Annotated in this window: 23 protein-coding genes; 15 read left to right on the top strand and 8 right to left on the bottom strand. The window is 66.7% G+C overall.

Translation table 11 applies throughout. The features are described 5' to 3' along the window. Window positions 1–726: 726 nt before the first annotated feature. The 11 genes from KB201_RS07165 to KB201_RS07115 all read left to right on the top strand — a co-directional run bounded on the left by KB201_RS07165 (window position 727) and on the right by KB201_RS07115 (window position 11,083). Window positions 727–2,103 carry a phage/plasmid primase, P4 family gene (locus tag KB201_RS07165; protein ID WP_211538754.1) on the top strand — a complete coding sequence of 459 codons (1,377 nt, stop codon included), beginning with the start codon at window positions 727–729 and terminating at the stop codon, window positions 2,101–2,103. 294 nt (window positions 2,104–2,397) lie between these two features. Beyond that, window positions 2,398–2,733 carry a hypothetical protein gene (locus tag KB201_RS07160; RefSeq protein WP_249145168.1) on the top strand — a complete coding sequence of 112 codons (336 nt, stop codon included), beginning with the start codon at window positions 2,398–2,400 and terminating at the stop codon, window positions 2,731–2,733. After that, window positions 2,730–2,999 (top strand): hypothetical protein, encoded by a 270-nt coding sequence (locus KB201_RS07155; RefSeq protein ID WP_211538719.1) that lies wholly within the window; start codon window positions 2,730–2,732, stop codon window positions 2,997–2,999. Before KB201_RS07160 ends, KB201_RS07155 begins: the two co-directional genes overlap by 4 nt. Window positions 3,000–3,001: 2 nt before the next feature. Next, the gene (locus KB201_RS07150; RefSeq protein WP_211538718.1) at window positions 3,002–7,222 is read left to right on the top strand and encodes a phage tail tape measure protein; all 4,221 of its coding nucleotides are present in this window, start codon (window positions 3,002–3,004) and stop codon (window positions 7,220–7,222) included. After that, window positions 7,222–7,452, top strand: coding sequence for a hypothetical protein (locus KB201_RS07145; RefSeq protein WP_211538717.1), 231 nt, complete (start codon window positions 7,222–7,224; stop codon window positions 7,450–7,452). The genes KB201_RS07150 and KB201_RS07145 overlap by 1 nt, the downstream gene beginning before the upstream one ends. A gap of 261 nt (window positions 7,453–7,713) precedes the next feature. Next, window positions 7,714–8,076: a hypothetical protein gene (locus KB201_RS07140; protein ID WP_211538716.1), complete on the top strand. Its 363-nt coding sequence runs from the start codon at window positions 7,714–7,716 to the stop codon at window positions 8,074–8,076. Beyond that, window positions 8,073–8,228, top strand: coding sequence for a hypothetical protein (locus KB201_RS07135; protein WP_211538715.1), 156 nt, complete (start codon window positions 8,073–8,075; stop codon window positions 8,226–8,228). The genes KB201_RS07140 and KB201_RS07135 overlap by 4 nt, the downstream gene beginning before the upstream one ends. After that, window positions 8,225–8,845: a hypothetical protein gene (locus KB201_RS07130; protein ID WP_211538714.1), complete on the top strand. Its 621-nt coding sequence runs from the start codon at window positions 8,225–8,227 to the stop codon at window positions 8,843–8,845. Before KB201_RS07135 ends, KB201_RS07130 begins: the two co-directional genes overlap by 4 nt. Beyond that, complete coding sequence (locus tag KB201_RS07125; protein WP_211538713.1) at window positions 8,845–9,105, top strand: hypothetical protein; 261 nt, start codon at window positions 8,845–8,847, stop codon at window positions 9,103–9,105. Before KB201_RS07130 ends, KB201_RS07125 begins: the two co-directional genes overlap by 1 nt. Further along, window positions 9,105–9,590, top strand: a complete 486-nt coding sequence (locus KB201_RS07120) for a hypothetical protein (RefSeq protein ID WP_211538712.1) — start codon at window positions 9,105–9,107, stop codon at window positions 9,588–9,590. The genes KB201_RS07125 and KB201_RS07120 overlap by 1 nt, the downstream gene beginning before the upstream one ends. Then, entirely contained in the window at window positions 9,587–11,083 is a 1,497-nt protein-coding gene (locus tag KB201_RS07115; protein ID WP_307848053.1) for a terminase large subunit domain-containing protein, read from the top strand. Before KB201_RS07120 ends, KB201_RS07115 begins: the two co-directional genes overlap by 4 nt. 191 nt (window positions 11,084–11,274) lie before the next feature. Here KB201_RS07115 and KB201_RS07110 read toward each other — a convergent pair whose 3' ends face one another. Next, on the bottom strand, window positions 11,275–11,610 hold the full coding sequence (locus KB201_RS07110) for a hypothetical protein (RefSeq protein WP_211538711.1): 336 nt from the start codon (window positions 11,608–11,610) through the stop codon (window positions 11,275–11,277). Next, window positions 11,607–11,894 carry a hypothetical protein gene (locus tag KB201_RS07105; protein ID WP_211538710.1) on the bottom strand — a complete coding sequence of 96 codons (288 nt, stop codon included), beginning with the start codon at window positions 11,892–11,894 and terminating at the stop codon, window positions 11,607–11,609. Before KB201_RS07105 ends, KB201_RS07110 begins: the two co-directional genes overlap by 4 nt. A 688-nt stretch (window positions 11,895–12,582) precedes the next feature. Between KB201_RS07105 and KB201_RS07100 the strand changes: the two genes are divergently transcribed. After that, the gene (locus KB201_RS07100) at window positions 12,583–13,740 is read left to right on the top strand and encodes a Fic family protein (RefSeq protein ID WP_249145167.1); all 1,158 of its coding nucleotides are present in this window, start codon (window positions 12,583–12,585) and stop codon (window positions 13,738–13,740) included. A 107-nt stretch (window positions 13,741–13,847) separates the two neighbouring features. Further along, window positions 13,848–15,002 carry a hypothetical protein gene (locus KB201_RS07095; protein WP_211538709.1) on the top strand — a complete coding sequence of 385 codons (1,155 nt, stop codon included), beginning with the start codon at window positions 13,848–13,850 and terminating at the stop codon, window positions 15,000–15,002. A gap of 22 nt (window positions 15,003–15,024) precedes the next feature. On the opposite strand, the gene KB201_RS07090 is transcribed toward KB201_RS07095, so the two are convergent. Further along, window positions 15,025–15,741: a phytanoyl-CoA dioxygenase family protein gene (locus KB201_RS07090; protein ID WP_211538708.1), complete on the bottom strand. Its 717-nt coding sequence runs from the start codon at window positions 15,739–15,741 to the stop codon at window positions 15,025–15,027. A gap of 110 nt (window positions 15,742–15,851) precedes the next feature. Then, window positions 15,852–16,412 (bottom strand): TetR/AcrR family transcriptional regulator, encoded by a 561-nt coding sequence (locus tag KB201_RS07085; RefSeq protein WP_211538707.1) that lies wholly within the window; start codon window positions 16,410–16,412, stop codon window positions 15,852–15,854. A gap of 153 nt (window positions 16,413–16,565) precedes the next feature. On the opposite strand from KB201_RS07085, the gene KB201_RS07080 reads away from it, so the two are divergent. Next, window positions 16,566–17,408: an alpha/beta fold hydrolase gene (locus tag KB201_RS07080; protein WP_068970199.1), complete on the top strand. Its 843-nt coding sequence runs from the start codon at window positions 16,566–16,568 to the stop codon at window positions 17,406–17,408. A 96-nt stretch (window positions 17,409–17,504) separates the two neighbouring features. On the opposite strand, the gene KB201_RS07075 is transcribed toward KB201_RS07080, so the two are convergent. From KB201_RS07075 to KB201_RS07060, 4 genes are all read right to left on the bottom strand, one after another. Further along, a complete protein-coding gene (locus tag KB201_RS07075; protein ID WP_068970217.1) occupies window positions 17,505–17,684 on the bottom strand; it encodes a hypothetical protein in 180 nt (59 codons plus the stop codon). A gap of 103 nt (window positions 17,685–17,787) precedes the next feature. Continuing rightward, the gene (locus tag KB201_RS07070) at window positions 17,788–18,312 is read right to left on the bottom strand and encodes an SRPBCC family protein (protein ID WP_068970200.1); all 525 of its coding nucleotides are present in this window, start codon (window positions 18,310–18,312) and stop codon (window positions 17,788–17,790) included. Then, a complete protein-coding gene (locus tag KB201_RS07065) occupies window positions 18,309–18,752 on the bottom strand; it encodes a helix-turn-helix transcriptional regulator (RefSeq protein ID WP_068970201.1) in 444 nt (147 codons plus the stop codon). The genes KB201_RS07070 and KB201_RS07065 overlap by 4 nt, the downstream gene beginning before the upstream one ends. Before the next feature lie 47 nt (window positions 18,753–18,799). Continuing rightward, window positions 18,800–20,086: a DNA polymerase III subunit delta' gene (locus tag KB201_RS07060; protein ID WP_058251106.1), complete on the bottom strand. Its 1,287-nt coding sequence runs from the start codon at window positions 20,084–20,086 to the stop codon at window positions 18,800–18,802. A gap of 172 nt (window positions 20,087–20,258) precedes the next feature. Here KB201_RS07060 and KB201_RS07055 point away from each other — a divergent pair, with 172 nt between their 5' ends. After that, window positions 20,259–21,719: an adenylate/guanylate cyclase domain-containing protein gene (locus KB201_RS07055; protein WP_078111767.1), complete on the top strand. Its 1,461-nt coding sequence runs from the start codon at window positions 20,259–20,261 to the stop codon at window positions 21,717–21,719. Window position 21,720: the final 1 nt, after the last annotated feature.

The raw sequence follows: 21,720 nt of genomic DNA, 5'->3' as shown, positions 1-21,720 counted from the left end.
CTCGGCACCCCTCCCGCCGTTCTCATCTGGTCCGGGCATGGCGTTCAGCCGCTCTGGATCATCGAGGACGACGACGCGGTCTTCGCAAGCAACGAGGACCGCGCACGCGCCGCGACGCTGATCAAGCGGTGGCGCCGGATGGTCGAGAACTTCTCCGAGAAGCGAGACGCGGGCGTCGTCGATGCGGTCTTCGACCTCGCGCGCATCCTGCGTATTCCCGGGACGACGAACTACAAGGCGACGCCGGTACCCGTCGTTGCTACTCGAGGCGCCGGCGGGCCGCTCACGCTCAACGAGATCGACGAAGTCCTCGACGCCTACGGAATCCCGTTCCCCGAGGACGAGATCATCGGTGAGGCGGTCGATCCCAGCACCTACCAGTGGGCCGACAAGGCGTGCTGGTATGCCCCCGCGATGATCACGGGCTGGAAGACCGACGGGCCGCGCGCCGGCCGGCATCAATGGCTCCTCAGTCAGGCCACCCGACTTGCCGCAGCCCGACGGCACGGGTGCCTGACGGCCGAGGAGCATCGCCGAGGCGTCGAGACGCTACAGAAGCGCATGGCCGAACTCTGCACGCAAGGGATGCCGCGGGTAGTGCTGTCGAACGAGATCCCTGATGCGCTCACCTGGGGCGAGCAGAAGGTCGCGCAGATGACCGACGAGCGGGTCTCCGGCGAACTCGGCGGGCACACCCACACCGACCACGTCGAGGAGCTTGCAACGATGCCGCCAGCGGACAGTCCCGCAGCCACAACCACATCCACGACTGAAGTCCACCGCGGGCAGGTCCGCATGGCCTACCGCCTCGCCGCCGCCTACACGGGCCGCCTTCTCCACGTGACCGGCATCGGCTGGCACCGCTGGGACGGCCAGCGCTGGGCCTACGACGACACCGGGGCCGCCAGCCGGGCAGTCCTGGACATCCTCGAGCGGGCGTGGCGAGAGGCGCGAGACGACAAGGACCTCGCCGCTGATGTCCGGAAGTGCGAGTCGCACGCGGGGATCACTGGTGTTCTGGCGATCGCCGGCACGCTGACCGACTTCTGCGCGACCGTGCGCGACCTCGACGCCGACCCCTACCTGCTGAACACGGCTTCTGGCACATTCGATCTCCGTACCGGGGCGCTTCGCCCGCACAGCCCGTCTGACCGCATCACGAAAGTCACTCGGGCCGCCGTCCCCGACAGCATCGAGGCGGGTTCGGCATGGCAGGCGTTCCTCGAGCGCGTCGTCCCGGACACCGAAGTCCGTGAGTACCTACAGCGCGTCGCCGGGGTTGCGCTCCTCGGCCGCGTCACAGAACACATCCTGGCGATACTCACAGGCACCGGTGCCAACGGTAAGGGGACGTTCTACAAGGCGCTGTGCTGGGCGCTCGGCGACTACGCGAGCACCGCGGAGCCGGACCTGTTCATGCATCGTCAGGGCGCACACCCGACCGGCGAGATGGACCTCCTCGGACGACGTCTCATCGTCGTCTCCGAATCCGAGAAGGATCGGCGCCTGGCCGAGGCCACCATGAAGCGACTTACCGGCGGCGACACCATCCGGGCCCGCCGGATGCGTCAGGACTTCATCGAGTTCGAGCCCTCGCACACACCGCTCTTGATCACCAACCACCTACCGAAAGTGTCCGGTGACGACCCCGCCATCTGGCGACGCCTTCGAGTGATTCCGTTCGCGGTGGAGATTCCGCCCGCCGAGCGCGAGAAGTCTCTCGATGAGCGCTTGCAGATCGACGCCGACGCGGTCCTCGCGTGGGCGGTTGCCGGCTGGCGGGACTACCAACGCCGAGGCGACCTCGCAGAGCCCGCGGCCGTCGTCGTCGCCACCGATGAGTACCACAAGGCGTCCGATGCGATCAGCCGGTTCGTCGACGAATGCTGCGTCACCTCGACACCCGCCCTCAAGGCGACCACGTCCCAACTGTTCAAGGCGTGGGAGCAGTGGCGCACCGAAGACGGAGCCGAAGCGGTCAGCCAGAAGGCATTCGGGCAGGCGCTCGACAAGCACGGATATCCGGTGACCGACAAGACCCGCATCGGCCGATTTCGTGCAGGAATCGGGCTCAAAGTGGAGGTGTCTGATGATGCAGCGTGACGCATGTGACGCATTTATAGGTTCGTCCTACGCGTGCGCACACAAGGAAGTAATACAACAATGCGTCACATGCGTCACGGACCAGCATTCCCGCAGGTCAACGGCGGAAGACCGAAGTAGCACCGATCGACCTCAACGACGGAGACCCCTGAGCGCACGCCTCCACTCTCTCGGCGGGCAAGCCAAGGCCGGCGCCTACGACCGGGCCGAAGAAGACCAACTGATCGAACTCCTCGACCTCTTCGATGGATGGGTCCGACGACGCCGCCTCGACGCACACAAGGAGGCGGCATCATGAGCTCGTTTGAATGGCTCGCCGATGAAGTCATGGCAGCCATCGAAGAGGCCACCGCCCGCGGACTACAGGCCGGCGCCGACCTGCTCCTCGACGAGTCCAATCGCCTGGCGCCCATCGAGACGGGCGACCTCATCAGATCAGGGCGAGCCGTAGCCGACAGCGAGGAAGCGGCTGTCGGCTACTCGTCGGTCTACGCCGCCAGGCAGCACGAAGAACTGAGCTGGCAGCACGACGCCGGACGCGAAGCCAAGTTTCTCGAGAAGGCCCTGCATCGCAACGCCGACCGCATCAACGACGCCATCGCTGACGAGATCCGAGATGCGCTGTCATGACCGCCATCGACGCCCTGATCTGGGATCAGCCGACCTCCTACGGCTCGATGAATGGGGCGCGCGACCTCATCAGCGCCGCGGCCTGTTCGCCGAGCACAAACGATGCGCACACGCGAGACCTCGACACTGACTTCACAGCGACGACAGCACGTGATCAATGTGTGATCACTGACGCTTTGACCTGCATAAATGACATGCCCAGCGGATTGATAATCCGAAGGTCGGAGGCCAACGACCACCATCACCCACCACAGACCGGAGCCTGAACATGCCCCTTGACGTTGGCAAGCTGACTGCCCAGATCGGCATCGAAGGTCTCGACGCCTTCCGCACCGACCTCCGCCGAGCAGGTGGCGAGTTCGAGGACTTCGCCCGCACCACCGAGCGCACCGGTGACCAGGCCCGCCGCTCCTTCGAGGGCGCAGGCCGCGGGCTCAACGACCTCGGCCAGTCCGGACGCCAGGCCGCAGGCGACATCGACCGGGCTGCCGACGACATGCGTCGGAGCATCGAGGAGGTCGAACGCGAGAGCCGCCGTGCCGGGCGAGGAATTGCCGACGACCTCGGCAACGCCGGCCAGGAGGGCGGTAGCCGCTTCCGCGACGGCCTGCGCGGCATGTTCGACGGCGCGGCCGAGGAGGCCCAAGGCGCTGGCGAAGGCATGGGCGGCGGCCTGGTGGGTGGCATCACCTCCCGGCTGGCGGGCGCCGGTGGGCCGATCGGCGGCGCGGTGGCCGCAGCGCTGGCCGTGCAGGTCGGTATCCCCCTGGCCGCCGGCATGAAGATCGCCGATCAGGTGCTTGCCGGCTTCGAGTCCCAAGCCGCTAAGGGCCAGATCAAGGCCACGTTCGGATGGACCGAGGCACAGGCCGCCGCGGCTGGCAATGCCGCTGCCGGGGCGTACGTGAATGCGTGGGGTGAGAGCCAGGCGGAGAACATGCGTGTCGCAGGCGTGGCCATCCAGTCGGGACTTCTCGACGGCAATGCCACCGCCGAGCAGATTCAGCCGGTGATCGAACAACTCAGCATCGTCTCGACGATCATGGGCGAGGAGATCCCCGAGGTGGCCCGGGCTGCCGGCCAGATGGTGAAGACCGGGATGGCCGACAACGTCACCGAGGCGTTCGACCTGCTGACGACGGGCCAGCAGAAGGGCTTGAACCTCTCCGGCGACTTGATCGACACGACGATCGAGTACGGCACCCAGTTCCGCAAGCTCGGGATCGACGGTGAGACCGCGTTCGGGGTCATCTCCCAGATGAGCAAGGCGGGTGCCCGCGATACCGACATCGCTGCGGATGCGCTCAAGGAGTTCTCCATCCGGGCGGTCGACGGTTCTGAGGCGACGATGGAGGCGTTCACTGCACTGAATCTGAATGCCGAGGAGACCTCGGCCGCGTTCGCGAAGGGCGGCGAGAGCGCGCTCGGAATGAGCCGTGTCGTGCTGACGGCTCTGGCGCAGATCAAGGACCCCCAGGAGCGCGAACGCCTCGGCGTCGCCCTGCTGGGCACCCAATGGGAGGACCTCGGCGAAGCGGTCGCCAGCCTCGACCTGGCCACCGCAGGGCGAGAGATGGAGGGCTTCGGCGGCGCGACCAAGCGTGCGGGCGAGGATATGTCCGGCGCACTCGGCGGCATCGAGGGGATGAAGCGATCTCTCGAGGTCGCCATCGGGTCGATGCAAGGCGGCCTGGCCGATGCGTTCGGTCCGAGCGTGCAGGAACTCACCACCTGGATCGCCGAACACAGAACCGAGATCATCGAGTTCTTCACCAACCTCGGCAAGGTCATCGGCGTGGTCTCCGGCGAAACGATCACGTTCGCAGGAGCTTTCATCAGCGCCATGGGGTACGTCGTGAAGTACCTCGGCGACGCAGGCGGCTTCATCCTTGAGACGTTCGGAAACATCGCCGAGGGCATCGGCAACACCATCAAGGACATTCCGGGGATGGAGGGCTGGGGCAACAGCCTGATCGACGCGTCGAAGCGCTCCGACGAGCTTGCTCAAACCCTGTACGGCGCTGGCGACGGAATGATCTCGTTCGGCGAGAAGGTCGGTCTGGCGGGGATGAAGGTCGCCGAGTTGTCGATGAAGATCGGCGAACTCCCGGCGGGCAAGGCCATCACTGTCGACATGCCGGAGGGTCAGAAGACTCTCGACATGCTGCGCGAGATGGGCGCCAAGGTCACCACCGACAATGAGAAGCGGATCGTTGTCGAAGCACCGATGGCCCCAGAAGTGTTGCAGCGGTTGAAAGAGCTGGGCATCGAGGCGCGCGTCGTCGATAACAAGACGGTCCTCGTCAGTGCTGATGATGCCGAGTACCACCGGCGGAAACAGGAGTGGATCAAGGACGCTGAAAAGCGGATCAAGATCTTCGCCGTCGATGGGAACACCGGCAAGTCGGTGATTTACAACGACATGTTCGGCCGCGGCCTCGGGGTGCTGAAGGACCCGAACGCCGGCTACTCCGACGGCGGTTACACGGGCCCGGGCGGTAAGCATCAGCCCGCCGGGATCGTCCACGCCGACGAGTTCGTAGTGAAGTCGGAGTCCCGAGCGCAGCTCGAGCGCACACACCCCGGGTGGCTGGACTACATGAACCGCACCGGCGCGCTCCCCGGGTACGCCGAGGGCGGGCAGGTTCTCGACTCTCTCATCGCGATCCAGCGTCAGGTGGCGCCAGGGCTTCAGATGACGTCGGGTGTCCGTAACGAGCCGGGTTCGTTCCATCACACCGGGCAGGCGGGCGACTTCTCAAATGGCTCGTCGAACACCCCCGAAATGTTGTCCTTCGCCAACTATTTGGCCGACAACTACCGGACACAGCTCGCCGAGCTGATCTACCACGACCCGCGATTCGCTGGCCGCCAGGTCGACGAAGGCCAGTTCGTTCCGGACAGTTTCTTCGCGGGCGCCGGCGATCACACCAACCACGTGCATGCTGCAGCCCATCAGCCGCTCGGCGCGCCCACCGGTGGTGGTGGTGCGCCCATCCAGGACGTCGCCCTGACGGCCGAATCGTCGCGCGAGGACGTAGCCCGCAAGATCATCGCGGAGGGCCGCAAGCGCGGCTACAGCGACGCCGAGATCACCGCCATCTTGTCGACCGCCATCCAGGAGTCGAACCTGTCACCGTCGGCCGTCGGCGGCGGCGGTGCGTGGCACGGCGTCTTCCAACAAGACACCAGCTACCCCGGCCGGTCGGACCCGAACCAGAACATCGCCGAGTTCTACAACCGCCTCGACGCCAAGCGATCCGGACCCGGCGCCAGCTCCGACATCTGGAAGAACATCTTCTGGCTTCAGCAACGTCCGGGCGAGAACGGCGGCGATGCCGCCTATGCCAACGGTCGGCAGGCGTACCTCTCGGAGATCCAGTCTCGCCAAGGCGAGGCCGGTCAGCTTGTCGCCGCGCTCGGCCCCAGTGTCGGGGCGGGTGTCGGGTCGGCGTCCGATCCGTCGTACTCCAGCTACAGCGGCAGTGAGTCCTACGACAGCTATGGCCGCTTCGACAGCGGTAGCGGGCAGTCCACACCGCCCGAAGACCCGTCGGTGGCGACTTTCACGTTCACCAACCCGCTCGAGCCGTTCTGGTGGAAGGGTGAGCGGGAGTATCGCGAGCGCATCATCTCGGAGAACGAGAAGCAGAAGGCGTGGGACGAGTACGTGTCGGGTACCGCTGCCGACCGCACGAACGGCTTGGAGAAGGCGACACGCGATCTCGCTGACGCCGAGGACAAGCTGAGGGTCGCCAGGCTCAAGGCCAACGAGCTGGCTCCGACTGCGCAGCCGTCGCAGCGCGAGTTGGCGAAGCAGGATGTGGCCAAGGCTGAGCAGGCCGTCGAGGATGCACGCCTCGCACTCGAGAAGGCGCAGACGGCCGCCAACAACCCGGGCGCACTACAGGGCACTGCCCCACCGATGCAGCGTCTGGCCGGTGGTGGATCGGTCCACGGGCCTGGCACGAAGACCTCCGACGACGTCCTGATCGCCGCCAGCGCCGGCGAGTTCATGCATCAGGCGTCGGCGGTCGACTACTACGGGCTCGCTGCGATGCACGCAGTCAACGACCGACGGGTGCCCAAGGAGATGTTGGCTCACTTCGCCGAGGGCGGGCCGATCGGCGCAGGCTTCGGTGGCTACGTCCACGACGACTCCGACGTCATGGCGCCGAAGAACTGGCGCGACTGGATGGGCCTCGCGACTGGTGCCGGCTTCGCCGCCTACAACCTCGCGGAGCCGTTCGTGAACGCCGCGGTCACCGGCAAGGTCGATCTCGGCAACATCACGCCTCAATTGAACACCGGCACAACAGATACCGGAATGGTGACCGGTCTTCTGTCGGACGCCGCGGGCCAGTTGTCGCAGCAGATTGATGAACTGATCTGGGCAGTCAAGGAGGGCAAGAACATCACCGTGAAGATCGATGGCGCCCGCGACCCGTTCGACAGAGCAGGGCTGGCCCAGAAAGCGCACGGTTTCTGATGCAGACCCCACCCGACTACTCAGACATCAGCGCGAACAACGTCATGGGCGCCTCAGACGACATCGTCGCTGCAATTCGCCGAGCACTCGTCGACGAGCACACAGCGGAGCAACTGACCGACGCGGTGCTCGAGCACATCGCTCACCTCAACCGCAACGAGCTCGCCGCCACGCTGGCCTCGTTCGTCGTGGCCCACTTCCACCTCGACCCGGAGGCATACCGCAGATGAGCCGACCGCGCCGCGTAAAGAGGCTGTCCCGCAACCGAACTCGTATACCATTGGATCAGCAGATCATCCGCTCAGCGAAGGCAGACGCGCTCGGATTTCGTCGCCGCATTCCTCACCCGCGGCCAGGTCGATCTCGGCTACACACCTGGTCACCCGATGGCCCGAGCTGAACGACAACGCGAAGGCCGCAGTGCTGCGAGCAACCGCGAAGCAGATGAGAGACGCAGCGAAAACCGCTGTGTGACAACGAAGGAGAACACCATGACAACCCCCACCCCGCCTGACGTCCACCGCATCGGCACCAACGGCACCGGCGGCCGACACGTCGACCTCGGCTTCGTCGACAACCACGGCGTCTACCACTTCCGCACCGGCGCCCAGGTGCTCGCCAACGGCGACTACCTCGACCCCAACGGACGCAAGACCGGTACCTCGGTCGTCATCCGCGCCGACGGATCTCGAGTCACCGGCGGCCGACTCCAGGACGGCGCCTTCCCTGAGCACAACGAGGCGCGCGCCAAGCATGCCGTCGATGTGATCTACCAGAACACCTACGACGCCAACCCGGACACCTACGCGGGTAACCCTGCCGGAGTGTTCGCCGACGCACCCCCGGCGCTGTGACCACCGATCCGCACGGTGCGCTTCGAGACGCACTGCACAAGGCATTGACCACCGCGAAGAAGCCGCGACGCAGGGGCACACTGGCGGCCACGTCCCTCGACGACGCCGTCGCCCACCACTACACCCCCGAGAAGAAGGACGAGAACAAATGACGACTGACCCCACCCCCACCCTCGCCGAGCTCGAGGAGCGAGTCCGCGGCGGCGATACCACCATCACCGCTCAGCAGCTCGCAGAAGCCCGCGAGTCCGAACACCTGGCATCGTTGCGGCAGGACGCCGAGAACCGCGCTCAGGCTGCCGCTCAGGCCGAGGAACACAGGGCCGCAGTCACGCAGCTACACAAGGACTACGCGAAGCTGCAAGGCGAACTGGCCAAACCGGCGCGCAAGGCGTACGCCGACCTCGTCGCCGCAGCGAAGAAGCTCCACGACACCCTCGCCGAGTTCGAGCCGAAGCGGCGCGCAGTCGTCGGCCAGGCGATGACCCTCGGTGTGGTCGCCCAGTGTGAAGACCTCTTCCGCATCCCCGCCCAGTCGGCCGATACCTACCTCAGGCACGCGGCGAACGAAGCGAGCGGCGCGTACTGGGCAACCGGCAACGGCGCCACACCACACGCCCTCCACAGCGACGACGTGGTCGCCGAGTACGAGATACGCCGTCAGGAAGCGCTCGACGCGCAGGCTGAGCGTGAGGCTACCGCGATGGCCAACGCCGAGACCACCATCGATCACGGATGGGGCAACTACACACGACGGGTGGAGGTCTGATGACGAGCGCCGTCGACACCCTCGTCCGACCTGACCGCCCAGCGATGGCCCGCGCCTACCGGATCGTGGCTCAGCAGGTCCACCCGGTCTCAACAAACCTGGCTGGTCTGAAGATCGACGATCGCCAGACAGCCCAGACGGTTGCCGCTCTCATCGCCATCGCTGCGGACTGGGCGTGCAGCCTCGCGGGCGATGCCCCGGCGAGCGAGAACGCAGCGGCGCTGTCGGCGGCCGCGGCTCGGCTGGACATGGCCGACTGATGGCCGGCACTCCCGACGCCGAGCCCGCCCCGGTCGTGAGCATCGTTCCCACGTCCGGGGGTCCGGCCCGCGGCTACTCGTGGGAACCATTCAAGGCCAACAACACTGCGGCGCTGAAGCATGGCGCCCGGTCCGAGCGTGTGATCGCACCGCTCGCCGCTGCCATCGGCAACGACCTACTCGAGCAGCACACCCGGTTGCGTGACCCGCTCTATCGCGAAGCCGTCCTCGAGTACGCGCGGGTGCTGGCTCAGGTCGAGGTACTGCAAACGTGGGTCGACAAACACGGCATGTTCGACGAAGGCGGCAAGACCACCGGCGCCGCCGACTACCTCCTCCGAGTCCGCAAGCACGCCAGCAACCTCGCCGACCGACTCGGACTCACTCCGCTCGCGAATGCCCGCCTGGGCAAAGACTCTGCCGCGGCCTCATTCGACATCGCCAAACTCATGGCCGAATTGGCGAAAGGTAGGAGCGACACGTGACGATCACCGCCGAAGACCTCCGCGCCGGCATCGCCTCACCCGCTGCTTTCGCCGAACACCTCGTCGGCGAACCGCTCTGGCCACACCAGCAAGAGATGGTCTCCTCCCCTGCCCGCATCCGCGTGATGTGCGCCGGCCGCCAGGTCGGCAAGTCCCGCACGCTGGCGATCGAAGCCCTGCACCGCGCGTTCACCCAGCCGCGCGCCCTCGTCCTGCTCATCTCCGCGGGCGAGATCGCCGCCCGACGCCTGCTCGAGGAGTGCGCCACCCTAGCGAGCGCATCGCCACTTCTCCGCGGCTCGGTCGTCGACGACCAGCGCGCGCAACTGACCCTGTCGAATGGGTCGCGGATCATCTCGGTTCCGGCCTCACAGAAGCAGATCCGAGGGTGGCCGGTCGACTTGCTGATCATCGACGAGGCCGGGTTCGTCGATAACGAGATCTGGCGCGCCGCCGAGCCAGCGATCATCGCCCGCCCGGGCGCCCGCATCATCCTGTCGTCGTCACCGTGGGGCGGCGTCGACCACTTCTTCCGGCAACTGTTCGACCTCGGCATGGAGTCCCCGAACGAGCGGTATGCGTCGTTTCACTGGCCATCGTCGCTCAACCCCCGCATCAGTGCCGACGACCTCGAGGACATCCGCAAGCGCGAGCCAGCGCACAACTTCAACCGTGAGTACCTGGCCGAGTGGACCGACGAGGCCGGCGCCTTCTTCTCCACCGAGGAGATCGACAGCGCCGTCGCCGACTATGAACTCCTCGACCTGTCGGGGCTCCCGCTGTCCGGTAGCCGGATCGCCCGCCAGGACTACCGCGTCGTCGGCGGCCTCGATTGGGGCATGGCCTACGACGCCAACGCCGTGGTCTACCTCGCGGCCTCCGGCGACGTCGACCTCAACCACCAGAAGCACGGGACCGAGCCGGTGTTCTGGATACCGGCCATCGAGCAACACTTCCGCATGGAGTACGCCACCTTCATCGACCGGCTCATCGACCACGCCGGCCGACTCAACGTGCAACGCTTCATCTCCGAGACCAACGGCGTCGGGCAGATGCCGACCCAAGTCCTCAAGCAGCGCGTGAACGAACTCCCTGCGGACGGTGACGTTCACTTCGTCAACGCGGTGACGACCACCATCCACCGCAAGAACGCCGGGTTCAGCCGGATGAAGGTGCTCTTGCAGTCTGGCCGGCTGGTGCTGCCGAAGCATCCCGATCTGTTGCGCCAGCTCCACGCGCTCACCTACGAGCAGACCGACATGGGCACCCTGAAGATCTCGGTGCCCGAGAACGTCGGCCACGACGACCTCGCGATGGCGCTCATGCAGGCCGTCTCGACCATCCAGACGCGTACCCCTGTGCAGGCATGGCCCGCAACCCTCTGCGGCACCGGCGACATCCTGACCACCGAACGCGGCACCCACATTCCACGGCAGCCGTCGTGCAGCCCGAACGCCTCCATCTTCTGGGGCGGCGACGGCACCGGGGTCTAGTCGTCACGCCTGGCGAGGATCTCGCGGTAGCGCGGCAGGAACACCGTCTGCATCACTCGGTGGAACTCAGGCGAGCGCTCAGAGACCGGCGGGGCCTGCGCTGCGAGCTCGCGAGCGCGGCGGTCGATGGCCGCTTTGACGTCGGGCGGTATCGGCGGTGCTGGGGGCCTTTCGTCCGTCATTGGGCGAGCTCAATCGATCAACGGCTGCGAGCCTGGGTCGTGATCGTGGGGGCCGATAGACACTATCTGGATCGCGCCGTCGTCCAGGCGTACCCAGTACATGCGCCAAGCCTGCGGTGTCTTGTTCTCGACGTAGGAGTTCCAGATTGTGCGGCCATCAGGCCCCTTCAGGTGCTGCATCTGGTGCGTACAGAACGAGGGATGCGAAGGCCCCACCTCGTTCATCATGCGAATCGCGCGTCTCGCCTTCTTGAACTTGCCCCGAAGGGAGGCTGTCACCGCGGCATGTCGGAGCCACTCATCAACGGACGGGCTGAGGTCGATCCGTATGGGCTTGGGGTTCACTCGCCGTCAGCGCTGTCCTCGAACAACCAATCGGACGAAACACGCTGACCACTCGCAGCCTCTTTCAGCCCCATCCTGACGGACTGATAGAGGCTCGGGTTTTCGAGGATTGCACGCTCTGACTCGTGCAGGTGGTCTAGCGGAACCAGGCGGATGGTGCCATCCGCCTCATGGATACGGACATACTTCCGACGAGGCCCACCGTCGGCGTCGACGTGAAGCCGCGCGTCATCGTCGCTCTCGATGATCGACGAGTCAGACTCGTAACTGATGGCAGCAGTCACCTCGCCAGCACCTCCGCGCTACTCCTGTGGCATGGCCCCACCACTTCGCGGGGCTTCGCAAGTCTGACACAAGTCTACGTACGGTGATTGCGTTTGGTCACCCAGTGGTCACATACCACCCATAACTGGCCGTCACGCGACAGCACCAGGCGGACGCGCACCACCCCGTTGGCCTGCGCAGATCCCAACTACCCATCACTCGACATCACTATCCGACACGGGCGGTTCGCCACTCGTAATGAATAGGTCAGGGGTTCGATTCCCCTGGGCGGCTCCATCTCCTCCCGGCCACTCATGCCTCGGTTCTGGCCCACCCCTGCGTCGTCAGAAATCCGCCGCGCGGCCGCCTCGACGCACTGACCGCAGGCCGTTTAGTTCACTCGTTCAACCAGGAACAGGCGGGCGTGTGGCAGCCCCGCGGTGCGCGACCCCCGTCGACCGACCCTGCGAACGCAGCCCTGGGCACCATTGGAACAATAGAGGCCACTCCGACTGTTCCTTATTTATCTATCTCCGTCTCTGTATAACATAGGCCATACAGGCCACCCCGCTTTTGCGCATGGATGCGGAGATAGATCAAGTGTCATACAGAACGCTCAAGTCCGTCTTCCACCAGCGCGATCAAGTCGGCGCCGACGCTGAGGAACGGGTCCGACGCGAGTCTCCCGCCGCCCTCCGCTGGGACTTGATGATCGGCGAGTACCCGATGTTCGCGCTGCTGACCCCCGAGATCGCAGTGCTGATCGAACGAATCATGAGCTTTGAGCCGAAGATTCAGTCCGAGTGGAAAGATCTGCCAGGACGAGCACGGACCCACTATCTCCATCGCATGGTCATCGACGAAATCCAAGCGACCAACGAGATCGAACAGGTCCGTTCGACCCGACAGGAGATCGGTGCTGCGATCAGGGCCGTCCGGGCGCGACAACCCATCGAAAACAAGCGCTTCGCGGAGATGGCGCGTCTTTACCTCGACATCGGCAACGACGAGGCCGAAAGTCCGCATACGCTGGACGACATCCGGGCTGTCTACGACGCGGTGACCGCGGGAGAGATCCGTGATGAAGACGCTCCCGATGGGCGGCTGTTCCGGCAGGGGCCGGTATCGATCGAATCCGGGACCAAAATCGTGCATACCGGAGTCGTGCCCGAGTCAGCGATCGACGCAGCGCTCACCCTGATGCTGAGCCAGGCGCGCGACGATTCGGTCCCCCAGCTCATCAGGGCCGTGGCTGCGCACTTCATCTTCGAGTACACGCACCCGTTTTACGACGGCAACGGCCGAACCGGGCGCTATCTCCTCGCACTCGACCTCCGACAGGTGATCGCTCCGTACGCGAGCCTCGCGCTTTCGGCGACCGTCGCCGACAACAAGGACCGTTACTATCGCGCGTTCGCGGACGTGGAGAATCCACTGAATCGCGGGGATCTGACGCCTTTCTTGATCAGCATGTTGGAGATCATCGCCGAGGCACAACATCGCCTGCTGCTCGACCTCTCCGAACGTCGGCAGAAGATCGAGGCGCTCAGGGCACGCCTCCGCGATCTGGTTGATGACGAACAGTTTCCGCTCAGCGTAGGGCTCGACCGCGAGTCGTCACCGCCGATAAGTCCTGACGACTTCGGCGCGATCTTGTACACCCTCGGCCAGGCCTACTACCTCGATGTGAACCGCGACGTCCGATCGAACACCCTGGCCGACGTGCTGGGAAGATCCAGTCAGTTCGTCCGACCGCGACTCCAGCGTTTGGACGACGCCGGGATCATCGAGACCGTCACGAGGAAACCACTGCGTTTCCGGCTCACCCAGCGGGTGGCCGCGCTGCTCGATCTGGAAGGACCATGATCCCAAGCAGCTGCCCCGTCGAGTAGATGTCCCGATTTGTGTCATTCAGACGACAGCGAGCCGCCCGCTCGTCGTCTAATATCTGATCGGCAAAGGGGGGCCCAGGGGTGGCAGGAAATCGGCGCGGCACGCGACGCGCCGTCGAGAACGACGGCGTCGGCCCTCTTCGACGACCCTCGGGCCTCTCCAACGCCTCTCTCACCCTCGGCGCGCTCTCGCTGGCCACCGTCATCCCGACCGCGGTCGCATCGATCAACGTGACCACCCTGGTCCACGCTCTCGCCGCGCCGGACACCGTCCAGGTGGCCACCGAATCGACCACAGGGTGGAGCCAACCGATCCCGTTGTCGCCGGGCGCCGGCGGCCCCGCCGCCCCGTCCGTCGCTGCGACACCGACCGGCGGGCCGGCCGCCCCCATGACACGCGACCTGTCTTCCACGGGTACACCGAGAACGCTGGTCATCGACTTTCCGCACTCGGTCGGACCCATCATCGCCGGCGGTCCCCGAACCCGCGCAGTGTTGTCGACGGAGCTCGACGACGAACTCAAAGAACGTGCGGTGCAACAGAACCTGGCGGTCATGACCGTCATCGCCGGACTCGACGCGAACAGTCCGTTCGTCGTCTACACCGGCGACGCCCAGGGCTCCGGCGGGCCCGGCGCGCCCGGTGTTCCCGAGGGCGGCACCAGCCTGACTCCTCCCCCGCCGGGTACCGACGGGCCGGTCATCGTGCTGGTGTCGGATCCGCGCGGGCCGTGGAGCATTCGAGTCTGGCTGGAGACCGTCCCGCTCGTCTCGGCACTCCTGAAGTCGATCGGATGGAAGGTCGACCCGCCCCGGACGGACCGCCCTGTCGAGACGCCACGTCCCGATGCCGGCACGGGCGGCGAGCCGGAGGTCACCGAACCACCCCGCGGCCGGCCCATCGAGCCGACCACCGACCGTAGCGACACCACATCCGACGCCGGAGCCGATGCCGAGACGCCCAGGAACACCGTCGAGACACGGGACGTGGGCCGGGAAACCCTGCGGGACATCGTGGTCGACGATGACCAGGACTCGCCGACCGAGTCCGCCGATGTCGAAGACGACGGGGACACCGGATCGGACTCAGGCGAAGCGGGCGACGACGGTCCGTCCGAGAGTTCGGGCAACTCCCGATCCGACTCGACGAGCGGTGACCGTTCCGGCGCGGGCGACGACAGCGACTCCTCCGACCGCGGTGGTTCCGACAGCGAATCATCGGAATCCGCCGCCTGATTCGTCGTCGTAGATCAGGTCCTCAACCGAACACCGACGCGAGTGGCGCTGCCGAGTCGGGCGACAACGGCGAGGTCAGCATCACCGGCCCCTGCGCCATGAATCGTGGAGTCGCACCGCGATGTTCGTCGGCCGCGTGCACGGTGAACGGATGGACCACGTAGACGTCGCCGGGACTGCCGGTCGCGTAGGCGACGCGACGCTCGCGACTCGCGGCGTCCAGTAGCGGACCGGCGTCGAAGGGGCTCATCCCGTCGTCGTCGAGGACGGCGACAGCGTCGCGATGTGACCCCACCCGGATGCGTGTCGGTGCGTCGGTCGGTCCGACTTCGGAGAGCAGGGTCAGGATCAGCACGGTGTGGGGCCGTCGACTCACCACCCACGATCCGTCCTCCCGCGGTGTGTTGGCGTCGATGTGCCAGCCGCGGTCATCGACCGTCGGCGGCAGCGGGAAGCGGACCGGTATGTTGCCCAGGGCGCCGCGCGGTGTCCAACCGCCGACGCCACAGATCGCATCGAGCGCCTCGGTCAGCTCCGGACTGTTCGCGAGCAACCCGAATGGGCCGGCTCCCACCATGTCCGACGCCCAGCGCACCGGATCGGTCCAGGCGTCCGGGTCGTTCTCGGACAGACCCAGCTGAGCCCACAATCCTGCCCGCGCCCGGTCCGCGGCCTCGCGCAGCGACGGACGCTCGATCTTGAGGAAACCGTCTGCGCTGAACCTGTCGACGTCGATCACCGTCGCAGCCTCCCACCATCGGGCGTCTCCCGCGAGCGATTTTCGCCGCACCAAGGGCGGCAGATCACCAACCGTCGAGAAGCTCACGGCCGCAGGCCCTCTGGAATCGACTACGGGAGAGCTTGGTCGATCAGGACTTCGGCGGCGGCTCGTGCATCGTCGGCGGCACGCGCCGAGCCCGCGATCGCCGCCGTGGTCTGGGCCCCCTCGGCGAGGATGGACAGCTGCGCGCCGAGGCCGTCGGGGCCTCCCAACTCCGCCACCAGACCCGCGACGTAACGCTGGAAATCAGCCTTCTGCGCACGGACCGCGGCGGCGACCGAGGGCATCTCGGCCCCGAGTTCGCCGTAGGCGTTGATGAACGCGCACCCGCGGAACTCGTCGGTGCCGAACCACTGGAGCAAGAAGTCGAACACCGCCAGCAATCTCTCTCGAGGCGATGACAGACCCTCCGCGCACGCGGCGATCCCGCTGTTCCACTGCCGGGTCCGATCGTCGAGCACCGCGAGGATCAACGCCTCTTTCGACGGGAACATCGAGTAGATCTTCTTCAGCGACACCCCCGCCGCATCGCGGACCTTGTCCATCCCCACCGCGTGGACCCCGTGCGCATTGAACAGCTGGTCAGCGGCACGGAGCACCTGCTCGCGCGGGTCCACGGCGTCGGTCACCTCGATCTCCTCTACTGCCGGTTCCCGGCTGGGGGTTGCGCGGGGAACGATCGTTCTCTAGTGTAGCAATCACCGGTGAGAACGATCGTTCTCCCGCCCGCCGCATCGATTCCGATCCCGATCGGGTCGCCTCAACAGAGAGAAGTGATCGCAATGGGCTACATCAAAGTCGGCACCGAGAACTCCACCGACGTCGAGCTGTACTACGAAGATCACGGCACCGGCCAGGCCGTCGTGCTGATCCACGGCTATCCGCTCGACGGCAACAGCTGGGAACTGCAGGCGCGCGAGCTCATCGACGCCGGCTACCGCGTGATCACCTATGACCGTCGCGGGTTCGGGAAGTCGAGCAAGGTCGGCACCGGCTACCACTACGACACATTCGCCGCGGACCTGAACACCGTCCTGGAGACGCTCGACCTCCGCGACGTCATCCTCGTCGGATTCTCCATGGGCACCGGCGAACTCGCCCGTTACGCCAAGAACCACGGCATCGATCGGGTCGCGAAGTTCGCGTTCCTGGCGTCGCTCGAACCGTTCCTGGTGAAGACCGACGACAATCCCGAAGGCGTCGACCGGTCCGTCTTCGACGGTATCGCGGCGGCCGCCAAGGAGAACCGCTACGCCTGGTACACGCAGTTCTACAAGGACTTCTACAACCTCGACGACAACCTCGGCACCCGCATCACCCAGGAGGTCGTCGACGCGAACTGGAACACCGCGGTCGGCAGTGCGCCGGTCGCCGCCTACTCGGTTGTCCCCGCCTGGATCGAGGACTTCCGCGAAGATGTTGCCGCAGTGCGCGACTCGGGCAAGCCGACCCTCATCCTGCACGGCACGGCCGACAACATCCTGCCGATCGACGCCACCGGACGCCGCTTCCACCAGGCCGTTCCGGAGGCCGAGTACGTCGAGATCCCCGATGCCCCCCATGGCCTGCTCTGGACTCACGCCGCCGAGGTGAACGAGGCGCTGCTGGGGTTCGTTCAGAAGTGAGCGGCCCGGGGTGAGTTCGCCCAGCGAGCACACCCGCGTGACAGCAGGACGGCCGCCGGATGGATTCTCCAACCGGCGGCCGTTTGCCGTCTGTCCCTACCGGGCGTCGTCGTCGACCCGTTCCGCGTCCTCGGCGGTCTCGTCGGACGTCTCGGCGTCCCTGTTGTCGGCGAGGGGGTCGTAGCCGGGAACACCCTCGAGCACCGTCAGTTCCTGATCGATGGCGGCCGAGACGGCCTTGGCATCTTCCTTGATCTTGCGGATGAAGTCCGACATCGCTCGCTCCTCGCTCATCGTCCGGCCGCGGCACGCGACCGTGACCTCATGATAGGTGGAGGCCCGCGTCACCCTCCGGCGATCGGAGTCCGGGCGCGACCGATCAGTCCCGGAACATGTCCGCGTACGACGACGACAGCGCCGGGTAGTAGGCGTCCCAGTCGACCTCGGCGACGCTACGGCCGGCCTCGGCCGCCACCAGACGGTCGAGGTAGTACTCCCATCCCGGGCCCACGTTCTCGGCCATGTCGGCCCGTGGCAGTCCCTGGGCGAAGGTCAGTGTCGTCGTTCCGTGGGCTTCGGCCAGGTCCAGTTCCAGCCGCCACACGTCCTCATTCCCGTCCTGGGCCGGGGACTTCGATTCGACGACCAGCCGGCGCGGCGGATCGCATTCCAGGATCGTGAATCGCTCCGGCTCCACGTCGTCGCCCTCGGCGGTCATCCGGAAGTCGACGAACCCGTCGACGGGGTCGCCGGCCCATGTTCCGATCCAGCGTTCGAGGCGCGCGGGTTCGGTGATCGCCGCCCATACGGCGTCGGCCGGCGCCGAAAAACTCCGTTCGAGCACCACGTGCGGCACGCCGGCCCGCACCTCTCGACGGCCCGTGGCCGTGATGTCCGCAGTCATCCTGTCTCCTTGTGTCGTCTGCCTGAATCGGGCTGTGCAAGAGGGGAGTCCGCGGATTCCTCATCGACGAACTCGCGCACGGTACGTCGCACCTCGAGGTCGAGCGCGTCGAGATGACGCTCATCGAATCTCGGCTGCACGGCGTGCGAGTCCACGGCGCGCGAGTCCACGGCGTGCGAGCCCGCAACCGCCGAGTCCACCGCGTCGAGCCACGCCCGGACCCCGGCCAGCGCGCCGGACGCCAGCTCGTAATGCCGCTCCCGGCCGTGGTCGACGGCCGTCGTCACGCCAGCTTCGCCGAGCACACGAAGGTGACGCGAGATCGCCGGTCGGCTGATCGGGTGGTCGGCCGCGAGATCGACGACGCGCGCCGACCCGCGAGCGAGCCGCTCGATCAGCGCACGACGCACCGGGTCGGCAATCGCCTCGAAGTCATCCACGACCTATTGGTAACACATGAGTTACCAATAGGGAAGGGTGAAGCTGTCTACGCCCCGACCGGTCGCGCGAGCGCGAGTCCGATCCGCGCGACCATGTCGTCGACCGCGAACTTCGGCTTCACGTTCATGTCGAGGGCCTCCCGGCACGCGAGCACGGCTTCGACGCACTGCAGCAGCTGCTCGGGCTTGGCGTAGCCGGCGAGCGGATTCGCGAGGTCGTCGGCCTTGTCCGGATGCATCGCGGTGACCTGGGCGCCGACGCCGACGACGAGCGCGTCGCGGAACAGCGCGGCGAGGTCGACCAGGGCACGGTCGAGGACGTCGCGTCCGACCCGGGTCGCCCTCGACTTCTGCCGCTTCTCCAGTTCCTTGAGCGCGCCGGCACTTCCGCGCGGCATCCGCGCGGTGCCCTTGCCCGTGCCGCCCGCCCCGAGCGCGGTCTTCATCTCCTCGGTCTCGGCCGCGTCGAGTTCGGCACTGATCGCCTTGGCGGCCTCATCGGCCGACCGGACGAGCTCCTCGGCAGCGGCATAGGCGGTCGAGTCGCGGGCGGCGGCACGCGCCAGCCCGAGCGCCTTCTCGCGTTGCGTGCGCGCCTCGGGATCCGTCGCCAGCCGACGCGCGCGCCCGATGTGGCCGCCGCACACCGACGCCGCCCACCGAGCCTGCTCCGGATCGAGACCGTCGCGCTCGACGAGAACCCGCTCGATGTCGGCGGTCGTCGGCGTCACCAGTGCGACGTGCCGGCAGCGCGACCGCAGGGTCACCGAGATGTCCTCCGGGTCCACCGACGGCGCACACAGCAGGAACACCGTGCGTGACGGCGGCTCCTCGACGACCTTCAGCAGTGCGTTCGCGGCCTGCTCGGTGAGCCGGTCGGCGTCCTCCACGATGACGATCTGCCAGCGCCCCGTGCCGGGCCGGCGCGCGGCGGCCTGCACGATGTCGCGCATCGCCCCGACGGCGAGGCTCAGCCCCTCCGGCACGACGTGGCGGACATCGGCATGGGTCTTCGCCATCACCGTGACGCACGCACGACACTCGCCACAGCCGACGTTCGCGGCGTCGGGCGCCTGGCACTGGAGAGCCGCGGCGAAGCATTGCGCGGCCACCGACCGACCGCTGCCCGGCGGTCCGGTGAACAGCCACGAGTGGGTCATCGACGCCCGCGACCACCCCGCATCGACGGCCGGGATCTCGTCGTCGGCGAGGAACAGGTCGTCCGAGGTACCCGCGTCGAGCCTCGCCGCAAGAGCACGCGCGGCCCGTGCGGCGGCCCGCAGATCGTCGGCGATGGCCTCTTGCCCGGTCAGCCGATCGAAGACATTTGTCACAGCAACACCCTAATCCGCAGTTCGGACACGCCTGAGGCGCGGAACCGTGTTTAACGATTGCAAGCAGCCAGCTACCGTAGTCTCCGTGGTTCAACAACGGTCGCGGTGGTCAAAGGGCCTGCATCTGGCCCGATGGCTGATTCATACGCCGTGGCCCATTCTCGCGCTGGACATGCTGCGGGCGAACCTCGTCGGTGCACTGTTCACCTTCGCGTTCCTGCGCTTCGGCATGCCGATCCAGGATTCGATCAGCCTCGACGAGATCACCGCGCTGAACCAGGTCATCTTCGCTGCCTACTTGTTGATCGCGATGGTCATCGGCGGCTTCGCCAGCATCCAGCTCTCGCTACCGGTGCTCATCTGGCATCGGCGTCGCACCCGACTCGACAACGAGGCCGCACGACGCCGCGCCCTCGCGCTACCGATGCTGCTGACCGCGGTGAACGCCGCGCTGTGGGTCGTGGGCGGCACGCTGTTCACGCTCGTCAACCTGACCGTGTCGTCGAAGAACGCCTTCATCGTCGCGATCGCCAGCACGATCGGCGCGATGGTCACGTGTGCGCTCAGCTACATGCAGGCGGAGAAGGTCATGCGGCCGATCACGGTCGCGGCGATGGCCAACAATCCCGACAATGCCATCGCGCCCAGTGTCACCACCCGCATCACCGCGTTCTGGGTGATCAGCGTGGTCGCCCCGATGCTGGTGATCATCGGGATGATCGTGCTGCACCGGCTCGGCATCATCGAGGCCGACTCCACCGGCCTGGAGCGGCCGATCCTGTGGATGGCGATCTCGGCGCTCGCGTTCAGCGTGATCGCGATCGTGCGCGTTGTCGCCGCCATCAACGACCCGATCAAGCAGCTGCGGCGCGCACAGTCCAAGGTCAGCGAGGGCGACCTCAACGTCGCGGTGAAGATCTACGACGGCAGTGATCTCGGCCTGCTGCAGGCCGGGTTCAACGACATGGTCGCCGACCTGCGCGAACGCCAGCAGCTGCGCAACCTGTTCGGCCGCTACGTCGGCGAGGACGTTGCGCGGCGGGCCATCGAGACCGGCACCGAACTCGGTGGCGAGGAACGCTACGTCGGCGTCCTGTTCGTCGACATCGTCGGCTCGACGCGCCTGGCGGTGAATCGGCCGCCCCGCGAGATCGTCGAACTGCTCAACGAGTTCTTCCGGGTCGTCGTCGGCGTGGTCGGTCGCCACGGCGGGTTCGTCAACAAGTTCCAGGGCGACGCGGCGCTCGCCATCTTCGGGGCGCCGCTCGACCTCGACGACTTCGCCGGCCGGGCACTCGCGTCCGCGCGCGAGCTGCGGGCCGAGCTCTACGAGACGCTCGGTGACACCGACATCGGCATCGGAGTATCGGCCGGCAAGGCCATCGCCGGGCACATCGGCGCCGAGCAGCGACTGGAGTACACGGTCATCGGCGACCCGGTCAACGAGGCGGCCCGCCTCACCGAGCTCGCGAAGGACGAACCCACCCGCGTCCTCGGGTCCGCACGCGCGGTGTTCCTGGCATCTCACGAGGAAGCCGAGCACTGGGAGATCGGCGAGGGCGTCGAACTCCGCGGCCGCGGGATCGAGACGCTCCTCGCGCGCCCGCACCTCGAGCCGGACCGGCGGGACTGAG

It is taken from the genome of Gordonia sp. SCSIO 19800, assembly GCF_018132775.1.
Classification (GTDB): Bacteria; Actinomycetota; Actinomycetes; order Mycobacteriales; family Mycobacteriaceae; genus Gordonia; species Gordonia hongkongensis.
The sequence above is the reverse complement of the archived record's forward strand: the minus strand, read 5'-3'. Positions and strand labels throughout refer to the sequence as shown.

What these genes read in the sequence shown, in the direction of transcription:
- KB201_RS07150 (WP_211538718.1), top strand. Translation starts at nt 3,002, where the DNA reads ATGCCCCTTGACGTTGGCAAGCTGACTGCCCAGATCGGCATCGAAGGT.
- KB201_RS07075 (WP_068970217.1), bottom strand. Translation starts at nt 17,684, where the DNA reads ATGTCGGACTTCATCCGCAAGATCAAGGAAGATGCCAAGGCCGTCTCG.
- KB201_RS07140 (WP_211538716.1), top strand. Translation starts at nt 7,714, where the DNA reads ATGACAACCCCCACCCCGCCTGACGTCCACCGCATCGGCACCAACGGC.
- KB201_RS07070 (WP_068970200.1), bottom strand. Translation starts at nt 18,312, where the DNA reads ATGACTGCGGACATCACGGCCACGGGCCGTCGAGAGGTGCGGGCCGGC.
- KB201_RS07125 (WP_211538713.1), top strand. Translation starts at nt 8,845, where the DNA reads ATGACGAGCGCCGTCGACACCCTCGTCCGACCTGACCGCCCAGCGATG.
- KB201_RS07120 (WP_211538712.1), top strand. Translation starts at nt 9,105, where the DNA reads ATGGCCGGCACTCCCGACGCCGAGCCCGCCCCGGTCGTGAGCATCGTT.
- KB201_RS07155 (WP_211538719.1), top strand. Translation starts at nt 2,730, where the DNA reads ATGACCGCCATCGACGCCCTGATCTGGGATCAGCCGACCTCCTACGGC.
- KB201_RS07130 (WP_211538714.1), top strand. Translation starts at nt 8,225, where the DNA reads ATGACGACTGACCCCACCCCCACCCTCGCCGAGCTCGAGGAGCGAGTC.
- KB201_RS07165 (WP_211538754.1), top strand. Translation starts at nt 727, where the DNA reads ATGCCGCCAGCGGACAGTCCCGCAGCCACAACCACATCCACGACTGAA.
- KB201_RS07160 (WP_249145168.1), top strand. Translation starts at nt 2,398, where the DNA reads ATGAGCTCGTTTGAATGGCTCGCCGATGAAGTCATGGCAGCCATCGAA.
- KB201_RS07100 (WP_249145167.1), top strand. Translation starts at nt 12,583, where the DNA reads ATGATCGGCGAGTACCCGATGTTCGCGCTGCTGACCCCCGAGATCGCA.
- KB201_RS07055 (WP_078111767.1), top strand. Translation starts at nt 20,259, where the DNA reads ATGCTGCGGGCGAACCTCGTCGGTGCACTGTTCACCTTCGCGTTCCTG.
- KB201_RS07080 (WP_068970199.1), top strand. Translation starts at nt 16,566, where the DNA reads ATGGGCTACATCAAAGTCGGCACCGAGAACTCCACCGACGTCGAGCTG.
- KB201_RS07145 (WP_211538717.1), top strand. Translation starts at nt 7,222, where the DNA reads ATGCAGACCCCACCCGACTACTCAGACATCAGCGCGAACAACGTCATG.